At 58.0% G+C, this 14,321-nt stretch carries 14 protein-coding genes; 6 read left to right on the top strand and 8 right to left on the bottom strand.

Annotated elements, in window-relative coordinates; all coding sequences use genetic code 11:
• Positions 1 to 41: 41 nt before the first annotated feature.
• Positions 42 to 1,421: a UDP-glucose/GDP-mannose dehydrogenase family protein gene (locus Q4E11_RS04815; protein WP_303164078.1), complete on the top strand. Its 1,380-nt coding sequence runs from the start codon at positions 42 to 44 to the stop codon at positions 1,419 to 1,421.
• 80 nt (positions 1,422 to 1,501) lie between these two features.
• Here the strand turns inward: Q4E11_RS04815 and Q4E11_RS04810 are convergent, their stop codons facing one another.
• From Q4E11_RS04810 to Q4E11_RS04795, 4 genes are all read right to left on the bottom strand, one after another.
• A complete protein-coding gene (locus Q4E11_RS04810) occupies positions 1,502 to 3,031 on the bottom strand; it encodes a YibE/F family protein (protein ID WP_303164077.1) in 1,530 nt (509 codons plus the stop codon).
• A 413-nt stretch (positions 3,032 to 3,444) separates the two neighbouring features.
• Positions 3,445 to 4,824: a pyridoxal phosphate-dependent aminotransferase gene (locus Q4E11_RS04805; protein ID WP_303164076.1), complete on the bottom strand. Its 1,380-nt coding sequence runs from the start codon at positions 4,822 to 4,824 to the stop codon at positions 3,445 to 3,447.
• Positions 4,825 to 4,967: 143 nt separating this feature from the next.
• The gene (locus tag Q4E11_RS04800) at positions 4,968 to 5,504 is read right to left on the bottom strand and encodes a YceI family protein (RefSeq protein ID WP_303164075.1); all 537 of its coding nucleotides are present in this window, start codon (positions 5,502 to 5,504) and stop codon (positions 4,968 to 4,970) included.
• A gap of 139 nt (positions 5,505 to 5,643) precedes the next feature.
• Positions 5,644 to 6,600, bottom strand: coding sequence for a pirin family protein (locus Q4E11_RS04795; RefSeq protein WP_303164074.1), 957 nt, complete (start codon positions 6,598 to 6,600; stop codon positions 5,644 to 5,646).
• A gap of 115 nt (positions 6,601 to 6,715) precedes the next feature.
• Here Q4E11_RS04795 and Q4E11_RS04790 point away from each other — a divergent pair, with 115 nt between their 5' ends.
• Both Q4E11_RS04790 and Q4E11_RS04785 read left to right on the top strand, forming a co-directional pair.
• Positions 6,716 to 7,840: a CE1758 family FMN-dependent luciferase-like monooxygenase gene (locus tag Q4E11_RS04790; protein WP_303164073.1), complete on the top strand. Its 1,125-nt coding sequence runs from the start codon at positions 6,716 to 6,718 to the stop codon at positions 7,838 to 7,840.
• Positions 7,837 to 8,586, top strand: a complete 750-nt coding sequence (locus Q4E11_RS04785; RefSeq protein WP_303164072.1) for an FMN reductase — start codon at positions 7,837 to 7,839, stop codon at positions 8,584 to 8,586. The genes Q4E11_RS04790 and Q4E11_RS04785 overlap by 4 nt, the downstream gene beginning before the upstream one ends.
• A 113-nt stretch (positions 8,587 to 8,699) precedes the next feature.
• Here Q4E11_RS04785 and Q4E11_RS04780 read toward each other — a convergent pair whose 3' ends face one another.
• A complete protein-coding gene (locus Q4E11_RS04780) occupies positions 8,700 to 8,885 on the bottom strand; it encodes a hypothetical protein (RefSeq protein ID WP_303164071.1) in 186 nt (61 codons plus the stop codon).
• 554 nt (positions 8,886 to 9,439) lie between these two features.
• Here Q4E11_RS04780 and Q4E11_RS04775 point away from each other — a divergent pair.
• Genes Q4E11_RS04775 through Q4E11_RS04765 form a run of 3 tightly spaced genes read left to right on the top strand, consistent with a single transcriptional unit; the run spans position 9,440 to position 11,373 of the window.
• On the top strand, positions 9,440 to 10,033 hold the full coding sequence (locus Q4E11_RS04775; RefSeq protein ID WP_303164070.1) for a hypothetical protein: 594 nt from the start codon (positions 9,440 to 9,442) through the stop codon (positions 10,031 to 10,033).
• A 57-nt stretch (positions 10,034 to 10,090) separates the two neighbouring features.
• Entirely contained in the window at positions 10,091 to 10,765 is a 675-nt protein-coding gene (locus Q4E11_RS04770; RefSeq protein ID WP_303164069.1) for a hypothetical protein, read from the top strand.
• 11 nt (positions 10,766 to 10,776) lie between these two features.
• Positions 10,777 to 11,373 carry a hypothetical protein gene (locus Q4E11_RS04765; protein ID WP_303164068.1) on the top strand — a complete coding sequence of 199 codons (597 nt, stop codon included), beginning with the start codon at positions 10,777 to 10,779 and terminating at the stop codon, positions 11,371 to 11,373.
• A 128-nt stretch (positions 11,374 to 11,501) separates the two neighbouring features.
• On the opposite strand, the gene Q4E11_RS04760 is transcribed toward Q4E11_RS04765, so the two are convergent.
• The 3 genes from Q4E11_RS04760 to Q4E11_RS04750 form a co-directional block, all read right to left on the bottom strand.
• Positions 11,502 to 12,149, bottom strand: a complete 648-nt coding sequence (locus Q4E11_RS04760; protein WP_303164067.1) for a response regulator transcription factor — start codon at positions 12,147 to 12,149, stop codon at positions 11,502 to 11,504.
• 101 nt (positions 12,150 to 12,250) lie between these two features.
• Positions 12,251 to 13,420, bottom strand: a complete 1,170-nt coding sequence (locus tag Q4E11_RS04755) for a histidine kinase (protein WP_303164066.1) — start codon at positions 13,418 to 13,420, stop codon at positions 12,251 to 12,253.
• Between the two features lie 135 nt (positions 13,421 to 13,555).
• The gene (locus Q4E11_RS04750) at positions 13,556 to 13,939 is read right to left on the bottom strand and encodes a hypothetical protein (protein WP_303164065.1); all 384 of its coding nucleotides are present in this window, start codon (positions 13,937 to 13,939) and stop codon (positions 13,556 to 13,558) included.
• Positions 13,940 to 14,321: the final 382 nt, after the last annotated feature.

The following is a 14,321-nucleotide window of genomic DNA, read 5'->3' as shown; positions in this document are numbered from 1 at the left end:
CGGTTTGAAGGTCGTTAACAGTTCTACAAATAATGAACGTTATGCGACTTACGGTTATTGGTACGGGCTACCTCGGTGCCACCCACGCCGCCGCCATGGCGGAGTTGGGGCATGAGGTGCTCGGAGTTGATGTTGACCCGGCAAAGATTGAAGCACTTTCTGCTGGTCAGGTTCCTTTTTATGAGCCCGGTTTACCGGAGCTACTAAAGAAGCACGTCGAGTCCGGTCGGCTGCGTTTCACCACCGATTACGACGAGGCCGTAGAGTTCGCAAATGTGCACTTTGTGGGTGTTGGTACCCCACAGGTCAAGGGTTCCTACGCTGCGGATGTCCGCTACGTGGATTCCGCTATCACTGAGCTGGCTAAGCGCGTCGTCGGCAAGCACTTGGTGTTTGGTAAGTCCACGGTTCCGGTCGGCACCGCGCCGCGCCTGCAGGAGCTGGGTGCAAAGATCATCGCCGAGCGAGCTGCGCAGGACAAGGAGCTGGCGGATACCAGCCTGGAGATTGCCTGGAACCCGGAGTTCTTGCGTGAGGGCTTTGCGGTGAAGGACACTCTGGAGCCAGACCGCGTGGTGCTGGGTACTCCGAAGCCGGGAGCTATCGTCAACGGTGCGGGTCAGACTGTGGATTCCATTGCCGAGGAAAACCTGCGCGAATGCTTTGCACCCATCTTTGAGCGCGACACTCCGTTCATCGTCACCGACACTGCAACGGCAGAGCTGGTGAAGGTTTCGGCAAACGCATTCCTCGCCACCAAGATTTCGTTTATTAACGCGGTCTCGGAGATTTGTGAGGTCACGGGCGCGGATGTCACGACGCTTGCCGACGCCATCGGTATGGATCCGCGCATTGGCCGTCGTTTCCTCAATGCCGGTTTGGGCTTCGGTGGCGGTTGCCTGCCGAAGGATATTCGCGCCTTCATGGCTCGCGCCGGTGAGCTGGGCGTTGACCAGGCGCTGACCTTCCTGCGTGAGGTTGATGCGATTAATATGCGTCGCCGTGAAAAGGCAGTTGACGAGGTTCGCCATAGCTTCGGCGGTTCCCTGCTCGGCCATACGGTGACCGTTTTGGGTGCGGCGTTCAAGCCGAACTCGGACGATGTGCGTGACTCTCCGGCACTGTCGATTGCCGGTTCGCTGTCGCTGGCCGGTGCCTCGGTGATTGTGTATGACCCGCAGGCCATGGGTAACGCCAAGAAGGTATTCCCGACGCTGGAGTACGCCTCCAGTATCGATGAGGCCCTGGAAGGCACCGAGATAGTGGTTGTTGCAACGGAGTGGCAGCAGTTCCGGGATATCGATCCGGTGGCTGCAAAGAAGCTGGTCAAGCGCCCAGTTGTGCTCGATGGCCGTAACTGCCTGCCGGCTGATGCCTGGCGTGCAGCTGGCTGGGAGGTTAGCTGCCTGGGCCGCGGCTAATTGCCCACTAAATTCCACGCCCAGCGCCTGTTGGTTTCCGGTTTCCTCCGGCGACCAACAGGCGCTTTTGTTGTCAGCTCCTAAATGCTGGGGCGGCGAGAGCGCTTCGGAAACACCATTGCCTGCGGCGCAACCGTGTGCGCGGCAATAAAGGTGGTAATCGGCACTGCCAGGACAAGTGCCACCGCGCCGATTACTGAGCGCAGCAACTCGGTTGCCACTACATCAGAGGTCAGTGACTGCATGATTGGTCGGTTAGAGACGCTGAGCAGCAGCGATAGTGGCAATGCGGTGCCCAAGTAGGCGAGCACGAGCGTGTAGACCATCGACGCGATATGGTCGCGTCCCACTCGCATGGCAGAACGGAAAACTTCCATCGGGCGTGAGCGCGGATTAGCTTCGTAGAGCTCTTGAACGGTCGATGCCTGGGCGATGGTGACGTCGTTAAGCACACCCAGTGCGCCGATGATGAACCCCGCCAACAGGAGGCCAGTGACGGAGACCTCGGGAAGGTAGAGCTGGATGAGCAGGTTGTCTTCGTCGCCGAGTCCGCGCAGCTGAGAGGTGGAGATGGCCAGGTTTGCCAGCCCTGCTGCCAGCACCATCGTGGTAAGCGTGCCAGCCAGCGCAGATGCGGATTTCCAGTTCACTCCGTGGACAAGGAAGAGAACGGGGAACAGAATTGCCGAGCCAGCTGTAATAGCCAGCGCGACCGGATCGCCACCGCGGAGCAGTGCCGGGACCAGGAATCCCAGCACTGCTGCCAGCGTGATGCCGAGACCAACCAGGCTGAGGAGACCTCGTCCCATGCCGACGAGCGCGACCAGCAGCACCGCAGCACCGAGCCAGAGCCACAGCGTTACTGTGCGGTCCATATCCAGGAATGTGTAGGTGTTGCCCTGTGCCAGGTAATTGGCATCGGCGACTTGTTGCGGGGCAACGTCCACTGATTCGGGCGCGGGCGCTGGTGCGGGAGCCGGTGCAGGTGCCGGAATGTCAGCCGGTGGAGGCGGAATCTCGCCTGCCCCCTCGCCCTCTGGTTCAGGTGCAGGCGGCGGCGGTGGCGGGAGCTGGCCGTCAGGCGCTGGCGCGGGCGCGGGCGCGGGAGCCGGAGCTTGTTCGGGCGCTGGCACCGGGGGAACATTTTGCCCCGGACCAGGAACGACATTGTTTGCCGCCGGGCGATGAATCGCCAGCAAAATCTTGTCGCCCTCTTCAAGATCAATTTCACCGGGCAGACCCGAGGCCTCCAACAGCGTCCTCTTGCCCTCATCGGGCCCCGAGGTCAATTCGACAATCGAAATCTGGCACTTCGGTGACTCCGCACCAGTTGGCCCAGAAGGCATCGCAGCTGGCGGTGCCTGGCGCGGCTCGCCCTCGAAGACGCGTCCGGTATCCGGCGAATTACACGTACCCGTCGTGTGCTTTACGACGGTCCCCTTGACCGACTCCGACGCTGATGACTGTGACTCCAGGAATCCCGGGCGCGGTTTGGGGGCATCTCCTGACGGCCACAGCGCCACAAGCGAGAGGAACGTGGCGATACCCGCCACGGCCAATACAAAACCAAGCAGGCGTCGGGCACCAGTGGGGTTGTGACGTGGCTTCATCGGTTTCGTTATCGGTTTCGTTGGTGATCCGGAAGCAGCTTGTCTCGGGGCGGTTGCTGCAGGGGCACTTGGCGCAGGAGCACTCGGTGTGGTCTCCCCTGCGGGCCGCGATTTTCGGTCGTGAGTGGTAGCACCACTGGAGGATTTCTGGAATGCCTTAAAATCCACACCTATGTCAGAGCCGGCAGCAACTTTGAAAGATTGCTGCTTATCGGGTGTATTTGAGTCTATTGAGTGCCTTCCCACGCCTAATAACCTAATTGGTGAACGCTATTGCCTATCTCATAGGGGCCTTCGGCGTGCCAAGGTCGGATTCTTAGGTTGCGACATCAAAAAGCGCGCCGACGGCGGGTAGTGCCGTGGCGCGCATTAGCAGTGGGGGGGGGAATCTGCTGTAAAACCTACTTCACAAACTACTGCTTGTAGCTGGCCAGGAAGTTACCCAGACGCTCAATGGCCTCCTTGAGGTCACGTGCCCAGGGCAGCGTGACAATGCGGAAGTGATCCGGCGTTGGATAGTTGAAGCCCGAACCGCCGACCATCAAAATCTTCTCCTCGCGGAGAATATCGAGCATCAGCTTCTCATCGTCGTGGATCTCATAGACATCTGGATCCAGGCGCGGGAACGCGTACATGGCACCCATCGGCTTCACGCAACTCACACCTGGAATCGAGGTCAGTGCATCGTAGGCGACGTTGCGCTGCTCCAGCAGGCGGCCACCCGGCAGGATGAGGTCATTGATGGACTGGTATCCGCCCAGCGCCACCTGAATACCGTGCTGAGCAGGCACATTCGGGCACAGTCGGGTACTGGCCAGCAGGTTAATGCCCTCAATGAAGCCCTCGGCGTGGCGCTTCGGGCCAGTCAGCACCATCCAACCTGCGCGGTAACCGGCCACGCGGTAGGTCTTGGACAGACCATTGAAAGTGATGCAGAGCAAATCCGGAGCCAGTGAGGCCGTGGAAATATGCTGTGCATCATCGTAGAGGATGCGGTCGTAGATTTCGTCGGAAAGCAGCAGCAGTGAGTGCTCGCGTGCGATGTCGACGATGGCCTCAAGCGTCTGGCGTGAGTAGACCGCGCCGGTCGGGTTGTTCGGGTTGATGATGACAATCGCCTTGGTGCGGTCGGTTACCTTTTCCCGAATATCCTCGACGTTTGGTGCCCAGTTATTGTCCTCATCACAGGCGTAGTGGACGGCCTTGCCGCCGGCGAGGGTCGTCGCTGCAGTCCACAGTGGGTAATCCGGTGCTGGAATCAGCACCTCGTCGCCCTCGTTGAGCAGCGCCTGCGTGGTAATCGAAATCAGCTCGGAGACACCATTGCCCAGCCAGACATCATCGACATCAAAGCGCGGGAACTCGGGGTCCATCTCATATCGCGTGACGACGGCACGACGTGCGGAGTAAATACCCTTGGATTCGGAGTAGCCCTGTGCGTGGGGGAGGGCGCGGACCATGTCTTGGACGATGGTGTCTGGTGCATCAAAGCCAAACTTGGCCGGATTACCGGTGTTGAGCATCATGATGCGGTGACCGTCGGCCTCCATCTGCTCGGCGAGCGTGGTCACCGGACCGCGAATGTCGTAGAGGACATTCTGCAGCTTGGACGATTGATCCAGTTTCTTCAGCGGAGTGCGACGGGGCGCCCTGATGTTTCCACGGCGGGCGGCGACACGCGCGGCGCGAGCCTGCTCGGTCTGAGCGGCCTGTGCAGCCTGCGCGGCCGGAGCCTTCTGTGCGGTGTCGTTGGTGGTATCGGTGCCCTGGGAAGTATCTTTACTGGAACTCACCTGTATAAGCATGCCACTTTTTTGCGTCAGCACCATGCTTTTTCTTTACCGGGGGCATATTAATTACGCATTAGCTACGCAAAAGCGCCCTGCATGTGCATGCAAGGCGCTTTTATTGAGGATTGTGCTACCGGTTGGGCTGACTACTGCTTAACTGCGGAACCGTCAATCTGCAGGGAAATCTCATTGCCAATCAGCACGCCACCGGTCTTGATCGGAGCGTTGTAGTCGATGCCGAAGTCGTTGCGGTCGATCTTGGTAGCTGCCTCGAAACCAACGCGGGTCTGGCCCCACGGATCCTCAGCGGAGCCGAAGATGTCGACATCGAGAGTGACCGACTTGGTAGTGCCGTTAATGGTCAGGTCACCGGTGACGGTGGCCTTCTCCTCGCCGACCAGCTCAATGGCGGTGGAGGTGAACTCAATAGTTGGGTTCTCGCCAGCACCGAAGAAGTCCTTGGAGCGCAGGTGGTTGTCGCGCTCCTCGTTGTTGGTGTTGATGGAGTTGGCCTGAATGGCGGCCTTTGCGGTGGAGTTCTCCGGCTTATCAGCGTCGAAGGCAATGGTGCTCTCGAACTCATCGAACTGACCGTGGACCTTGGTGATCATTGCATGGCGAACAGTGAAGCCAATGGTGGAGTGCTGAGTATCAAGAACGTAGTTACCAGACTGAAGAGCCATATTGAATCTCCTAAAAGTTTTACGACTTAGTTTCGTCTTAGTTTCATCTACCGGAACCAATCCCCGGTGTTGACACGTCAACCATAACCATGAATGTGGTGATGTGTCAACAAATATTCGGAAAACGTGGGATTAATTTTTAATAACGCACATCCGGTCGGGCGATTGGCGCGGGATTTTGGCGTGGCTTGAGCGTGATTTTGGGCATTGTTGGTGCGGGTAGACGGGCGGGGCCTTCTGGGTTGTGGCTAACGTAACCGTGCACCTTGCCAAAACGGTCGGACTCCTCTTCCCAGTCCTTGCGGAACTGGGCAATCTCCTCCGTGGAGCGGCCAATAAAGTTCCACCACATCACCAAATCCTCAGTGAAAGGCTCGCCACCGATGAGGATGAGACGGTTTTCTTCCTCGCCGGGATTGTGTAGCTCAATAGTGTTCTCGCCGACGCCGGTGTAGGCCAGCTCGGTGCGTTCGACCGTGGTGTTGTCAATGGTCAGTTCGCCAGCATCTAAGAGGAAGCCGTGCTCGAACTTCGAATCGACATCGATGGTGATAGTCGCTCCGGGCTCCATGTGAATCTCCGCGCCTACCAACGGGGTGAACATCCGTACGGGGGACTTGGAGCCAAAAAGCTCGCCGATAAATACCAGGGCGCGCCCGCCATTTAGCTGGACCATCTCGGGTTTGTAGTGGTCAAATCCAGGTTCGTCATCGCGCCCCTCGTCGGGAAGCGCGACCCACAACTGCACGCCGTGCAGGATGGTGGTGTCCTGTGTGGAGACTTCTGAGTGGCAAATTCCAGACCCTGCGGTCATGAAATTTGCCTCGCCAGGCTTGACGACGGCGTGGTTGTCGGCCGAATCGTGATGGGTGATCTCACCCTGAAAAAGCCAGGAAACAGTCTGCAGGCCGGTGTGGGGATGGGGTGCGACATCCATGCCGCCGGTGGTGGCGACATTGTCGGGTCCGTAGTGGTCGACGAAGCACCATGCTCCGATGGTGGAGCGCTGGCGCTGTGGCAGGGTTCGGTGAACGGTCATGCTGCGCGGGCCGCCTAGCGGCACTTCGCGGGAGGTGATGATTTCAACTTTTGTCATAGTTTTTCACGGTTCCTCTGAATGAGAAGCGGGTGCAGTATGAGGGAGCTTTAACTGTCTATGCCCAGCATAGCAGGTGTTGACATGTCAACAAAAGGTATTTAGGATGAGAGTCATGCAATTCGGAATTTTTACAATTGGTGACGTTACAAAAGACCCGACAACTGGAAAGATCCCTACCGAGCACGAGCGTATTAAGGCAACTGTTGCGCTAGCGAAGAAGGCTGAAGAAGTTGGCCTTGATGTATTCGCTACCGGTCAGCACCACAATCCGCCATTTGTGGCTCCGGCGAATCCGCCTATTTTGCTCGCACATCTGGCAGCGCAAACGGAGAAGCTGACGCTGTCGACCTCGACGACGCTAATTACCACTACTGACCCCGTGCGTATCGCGGAGGATTACGCATACCTGCAGCACCTCACTGAAGGTCGCATGGATCTTATGATGGGCCGTGGCAATACTGGTCCGGTGTATCCGTGGTTTGGCAAGGATATTCGCAAGGGCATGCCGCTGGCCATTGAGAATTACCACCTGCTGCGCACTCTCTGGCGTGAGGAAAACGTCAATTGGAAGGGCCAATTCCGCACGCCGCTGCAGCACTTTACCTCCACTCCGCGTCCGCTGGATGGGGTCGCGCCCTTTGTGTGGCACGGCTCGATTCGCTCGACCGAGATTGCGGAGCAGGCTGCCTTCTATGGGGACGGCTTCTTCCATAACCACATCTTCTGGAATATCGAGCACACCACCGCCATGGTCAATCTCTACCGTCAGCGGTTCGAGCACTACGGTCACGGTGCCGCTGACCAGGCAATTGTGGGGCTCGGTGGTCACATCTTCGCAGCCGAGACGGAGAAGAAGGCCAAGGAAATCTTCCGCCCGTACTTTGATAACGCGCCGGTTTACGGTCATGGGCCATCGCTGGAAGAATTCGAGCGCATTACTCCACTGACCGTCGGCACGCCTGAGCAAATTATTGAGCGATACCTGGGTTACGCCGATGACGTGGGTGATTACCAGCGTCAGCTCTTCCTTATTGACCACGCCGGGCTGCCGCTGGAAATGGCGCTGGAGCAGGTCGAAATTCTGGGCACCGAAATTGTGCCTGTCCTGCGTGAAGAGTTCGAGCGTCGCCGTCCGGCGCACGTTCCGTCCGACCCGCCGACGCACTCCTCGCTGGTGGCTGAAGGTCCCGACTCGCCGCACCTGCTTGTCCGCCCGGCAGAAAGGAATCAGCAGTGAAGAAACTTGTTGTAGTCAGCGCTGGCGTCTCCGATCCGTCGACCACCCGCATGCTCGCGGACCGCATCGCGGACGCTGTCGAGGCGCAGGTCTCCAAGCGCGGTGAAGGACTCGACGTCGAATTCATCGAGCTGCGCGAACTCGCAGTCAGCCTCGGCACGGTCATGTCCACCGGGCTTTACGACGAAAAACTGCGTGCCGCCCTCGATACTGTCAGCGGTGCCGACGGTCTGATCGCGGCCACGCCAGTGTTCGCGGCATCCTATTCCGGACTCTTCAAGATGTTTTTCGATGCCCTGGACAAGGACGCGCTGACCGGCATGCCGGTAATTGTGGCAGCGACCGCCGGGACCGCGCGGCACTCATTGGTGCTGGAATATGCAATGCGTCCGCTGTTTAGCTACCTGCGTGCAACAGTGATGCCCACCGCTGTTTTCGCAGCTACTGATGATTTTGGCGCTGATGTAGACGGCGCGGAGATGAATAAGCGTACGGTGCGTGCCGCTCGCGAATTGGCTGAATATCTTGTGGATGTGCGTTCAGCGGTGGTGGGATTTGGGCCCGATTTCTCGGACGCGGATTCTAATGGTGGCCAAAGTGGTGGCCATGACGATGGCCATGATGGCGGTCCTACTAATGGGCCGTCGCGCGGACGGTCGCAGCGGCGCAGTACTAACACGCAGGTCGATCAAAACGTGACGGATTTTGCTACGTTGCTGTCCGGTCACGATGGGACGCTGAGTTAAGCACGGCTGAACTGGGGGGCGTATGAATGCTTTTGGCCGAAATAGCCGTCAAAAGTTCATGCGGACCCCAGGTTGCGTGCTGCCTTAGTGAGAGTGCGATGCCCTATTGGGAACTAGCGGCACCACGGCAGGTGGTAGTAGTCGCAGGAGAAAGTATCTGCCATTGCGTATTCCTGAACCTGCAGGTCATCGCTAGTGGTAGCCGGGGTGGCGGTGGCTGCTGGTGCGCCGGTCAGGCTGCCCAGTGCCAGTGCGCCGGAAAGAATGGTGGTAGCAAGAGAAGATGCGCTTCCAAACATGGTTGTTACTCCGAAAAGATTAATGATTCTCGGCGAAGCGTCACTAAAGGTGTCGACTGCCAGAGAGTGCTCAGCTATTTATTAAAAGATCTGTATTTATCCTGTGCTGTGGACAGAAGGGATGCAACCCTAAACTCGGTAAACGCGGTTCATAGGGTGTTTTAGTGCCCGCGGTGGAGGGTAGTCAATTGGCCACCTTTGCGGTCTTTTTGTCTTTATGACGGTGACTGGAAGGCGGAACACAGTGTTCCAATTGGCTGCGTCGTGTATCACTTTTACGGTTCAAAAGGTGTACTGCCCGCCGGTATGTGGTGACAGTCTGCGCATTGTGGCCAAACAATATTTGTGCAGTTAGGACGGGTAAAAGTGCGCGTGAAGACGCGGAATTGGCGCCAGTGAATACCGACGATACTGGATGGCTGAGGCGCTGTGTACGTCGTAAAGCGAGACGAAATATTTGAGACGTAAAACTACGACTTTCGTTCTAACTTAAGCGTTGTTAGCTCATTTCTTTCCAACTCCGTTGCTCGACACATTCCGAAAGGATCCCCGCCGTGAAGAAGACCCTCCTGTCCGGCTCCGTTGCAGCCCTGATGGCGATGACCTCACTCGCAGCTGCCCCAATCGCCGACGCCGCCCCCACTCCGACCCCGGGTAAAGTCGGCGGCACCTGCTCCGTGGAAGGCCAGACCGGCCAGTCCTTGAAGATCACCGGCTCCGAGTTTGAGGTCGAAGGCACTGCGACCGTCGCCAACTACGGTGACACCGACCTGCCGCTGACCCAGACCCTTAAGGAAGGCAAGACCAAGGAGTGGAACGTCGGCGGTTCTGTCGACTTCGACCTGCTCAAGCTCTTCCACATCACCTTCAGCGCTGGCTACCAGTCCAGCCAGACCTGGGAAGTTGGCCAGACCCTCGGCCCGTACCCGGTCAAGCCAGGTTTCACCGGTGTCATGGAGTACGGCTTCCTGAACCAGACCTTCGAGGGTACTCACCTGACCTGTAAGAACGGCAAGTGGGTCGACGCTGGTCGTCCGTACTGGGGCACCATCCCGAAGGAGCGCCACATCCGCGTTTCCATGCGCGCCAATGAAGCCAGCCGCTCCGTCGACGGCGCTCAGGCCGAGGTCAAGGAATTCGCTGCCTAGTTTTTGCTAGCACGAGCGACTTTTCCGAAGACGTAAGAAGCAGGAAGAAGTTTGTCCATGTTGAGACTGAAAACGAAGGCGATTGCCTGCGCCGTCATGGGAGCGAGTCTGCTCGCACCCGGGCTTGTGCAGCAGGCGGTAGCCACGCCGCTGACGCAGACTCCGGATCAGGACGAGCACCGCACCGAGTTCGTCAACACCGACAAGTGTGACCCGGTGGCCGACGCCAAGCGTCACCCGTGGGAGCAGTGGGTTACCGACGAGTGGGACCGCTACAACGGCACCAACTCGTTTACCAACCGCACGGACCGTCCAATTCAGTACACCCTTGAAGTCACCGAGGGTGTCAATGAGTCCGTCAAGGCCATGAGTTCCGGCAATATGTGGGACGTATTCCTCCACGGTGTGAAGGCGAAGTACGGGATTGTCGAGGTCAGCCAGTGGTCGGTCGGCGACAAGCTCGGCCCCGTCACTGTCAACCCGGGCGAGACCGTTCGCGCCGACTATGGCGTGCACATGAAGTCCTTCATTGGTCGCGTGCGCACGTGCGATGCCAAGACTGGTCTGTGGCGAGGTGAGCCCGCATTCGGCGAGTACAACGGCAAGGGGCCGTCGACACGCTTTGTGGTCTGGCATAAGACCACCAAGGAAGGCGAGCACCGCCAGCAGTGGGCTCCGGTAAGCGGCAACTCCGGCGACGGCGGTCCAGCATCCGCCACGATTAACGACTAGGAGGGGCGAAGATGAAAAAGCACGCACTAGCACTGTGCTTGACGACGGTCTTTGCGCTGGGACTCGGCTCTCCCATGGCGGTGGCCAACCCGAATCCAGGTGCTGGCGAACCATTTGCACCCGAAGAATGGGTACCGGTGCCAAAGCCCGCAGCCGTTGATTCAGGTCCTGCTCCGGGAACAACCTGTGAGCAGCCTGGCTCGGTTGCTGAGTTCGTCGAAATCACCGGTTCTCGCTATGACGTCGAAGGCGTGGTATCGACCACCAATGACATTGGTGATGATCCGATTCCGCTGACGCAGACAATTAAGGAATCGAAGAAAAAGAAATGGTGGACCAACATCTCGGTGGGAGTAAAGGTGGGCGAGGAGCTCAACCGCAAGTACTCCTGGGAATACTCCCGTGAGATGGTGTGGAGCCTGGGGCAAAAGATTGGCCCGTACGAGGTTCGCAAGGGCGAAACTGGTCGCCTGAGCTGGGGTTTCCTGGTCGACGAGTTTAAGGGACAGACCGTCCGCTGCGATAACTCGAAGACCTGGCAGCCGACTGGTCGCAGCTACTTCGGTGTCGCACCGCGTGAGCGCCACGTGGAGGTGACTATCGACTAAAAGGCACAAGTGATCTTAAAGTGAAACACCGCAAAGGCCGGGGTTTGCACACTGCGTAATGCATGATGTGCGCCCCGGCCTTTGTGGTATCTGACTTTGTGATGTCTGACTTGGCCGCGTTATTTGCGTTACTTGGTTGACGTTGGTGGCTGGTAGCCCGCGTTCATTGCCTTCAGCGCCAGGTCCAGGCGGGATGTGGCGCCGAATTTATTAAACATGTTGGAAAGGTGCTTTTTAATTGTGCCGGCGGACTTGCCCAATTCTTTCGCAATATCATGATTGGATTTTCCGCGACAAATAAGTGCGAGAACTTCTTCCTCGGCCTGGGTGATTTTGTAAGACTCATAATTGCGCGACGGCAGTGTCTTAATCAGGCGGGTAGCAGAAATGGGCGAAATTACGGTGCCGCCCTCCATGACATCTTCAATTGTGCCAATTACAGATTCCGGGCGCGCCGTTTTCAAAATGTAGCCATTTCCACCAAGGCTGAGGATTTTCAGCATTGTTTCATCGGTGTCGAATGACGTAATGGCAATAAATTTTGGTGGGTTGTTAACCCGCTTAATTCGCTCCAGAAGTTCAACGCCATCCATATTCGGCATGTGAATATCTGTCAGGACTACGTCAATACCACCGCGTGCCACGATGTTGAGAGCCTCATGGCCGTCACTAGCCTCGTCGACGACCGTGATGTTCGGGGCCTTCTTGAAATAGGTTCTCAGTGTCGAAAGAACCAAGGGATCGTCATCGACAATGAGGACCTTTATTTCGGACATCGCGTACCTTTCACGAAATTCGCATTACGAAAAATAACCGTCAACCATCATCGGATACTACTACGTAATCCCATGCTTTTCGAAGTCAAATGTTGCGAATCTCACTTGCCGTGTGGCACTGGTAATTGCAGGCGAGTAGTCCAAACATCGCCTTCTCTTTCGGACTCAATAGTTCCAGACCATGGGCGTGTACGGCGTCGAAGTGAGCTAAGGCCCAGGCCGCTGGAAAGCATTGCGCGGGGTAAGAGGTTTTGTCGACTATTTGAAATCTGATTACTGATAGTCAGCGAAAAACCGTCATTTTTATCGCCTGTTGCAAGAATATAGACGGTTGAATTCGGTTCACCATATTTCTGGATATTGGTACAGATTTCCGATAGCGACGGAGCAATGACTTCAGAAACCTGTGACAGTGACGGCTCCATATCCAGAAGTTCAACGAGGGAGACAGCGAATCCTGCCTCTTCCAATTCATCCCGCGCCTGCGACAGCACTTTGCTCATCGAAGGCACTCGCTCATCTTGACCGATGGCCGACGATAGCGAACTGTCATCCTCGGCAGACTTCAACAGAGACAGCAACTGGCGCAATTGCAGAAGCCCCTCACGGGAAGTTTCGGCAATATCCTCCAGGGAATTCTCCAGCTTCTCGTCGGTGCCCTCGCGGTCGATGGCAAGTCCCTGTGCCAGCATGGTCACACGGGTAAAGGACTTTGCGGTGGAGTCATGCAGCACTGTCGCCAGTTCGAGTCGTTGCTGTTCCAGAGCCTTATTTGCTTCTTGTGCGGCCTCGGCGCGCTGATGCTTGTACCGTGCTCGCAGCAGACCGATGAAGTAGGCGATGAGGAACAGTAGGGTAGTGACGAACGTCGCCATGCCATCGCGCGCAAATGTACGTGTGGGCACGTCGTAATTGGAAATCACCCACAGCAGCACAGTTGTAATCTGCGCGGAAATTTTGTCATCGTTGGCGCGCATGACTTCGACGATGAGCAGGACGCAGAAAATCTGTAGGGGCGTCTGCTCAGCTGGCAGAAAGGCAAACGCGAGGAAGTTCGCAGGTACCACCGCGGTGGCGAAAATAGGCAGGTAGACCGCAATTGCCACCAACACCACCTGCAGACCACCGATGATGATCAGCAGTAGATCCGGGCCAGAAGTGCGCATCACCAGCACGTCGAGCGCCGTGAGGATAAACGCCGCCACAATCTCGAAAAAGCCCGGTTTTCTTAAAGATCGCCTGATTTGTGACAGCGACTGCTTGACCTCCACGTCGAGAGTCCTTTCCCAGATCGCCCACGAGTTACTTACAAAACTATAGGCGGTGTTCACGGTGTCGTCGTAACGCACAAAAAATCCGCTCGGAGGACGATTCCTCACGAGCGGATTTCTCAGGCTTCGTAAACGCTACTTACGGCGCGCCGAGCCCGGCAGCGGAACTCCGTGCTGATTACGCGGGAGTTCGGCGTTGCTTGACGACGGCGCCTGCGGCTTGTCCTCCGCAGCGTCATCGGCAGCTGCAGTGTCCTCGGCCGGCGTGCTCTCGGCCTCGGTAGCCTGCGGCTCTTCGGTGACCTGTTCTGGTGCAGGTGTCTGCTCTTCTTCAGCAGGCTGCTCAGTCGGCTTCTCCTCAGGGGCTGGTGCTGCAGCGGCCGGCTTGGCCTTGCGAGCGCTACCCGGAATCGGTGCCCCCTTACGAGCGCCACCTGGAACCGGAGCGCCGGAAGCGGTCTTCGGCTGTGCCGGTGCCTCAGCTGCTGGAGCCTCAGCCTCTGCTGCGGTGTCCGCCACGGCCGGAGCTGCCTCTTCCCGCTGTGGCTTCGGGGCCGGGGCAGCCTTCTTTGCGCCACCGGGGACCGGTGCGCCCTTGCGAGCGCCACCCGGAATCGGTGCACCCTTGGCGGTCTTCGGCTGTGCTGGTGTCTCAGTTGCTGGAGCCTCAGCCTCTGCTGCCGGAGCGGACTCCGCCGCTGCAGCTGGCTTTGTCGACTTGGCGCCGCCTGGTACCGGTGCGCCCTTCTTGGCACCACCCGGAACAGGAGCGCCCTTCTTAGCGCCACCCGGCTTCGGTGCGCCGCCCTTAGCGCCGCCCGGCTTCGGAGCGCCGGCAGGCTTCGCTGAGCAGCATTGTTAGGGTGAGCAGACATATGAGCCTCCCGGCTTAGGTGACGCG

The sequence above is a fragment of the Corynebacterium sp. genome (genome assembly GCF_030532195.1).
In the GTDB taxonomy this organism is placed as follows: Bacteria; Actinomycetota; Actinomycetes; order Mycobacteriales; family Mycobacteriaceae; genus Corynebacterium.
The sequence above is the reverse complement of the archived record's forward strand: the minus strand, read 5'-3'. Positions and strand labels throughout refer to the sequence as shown.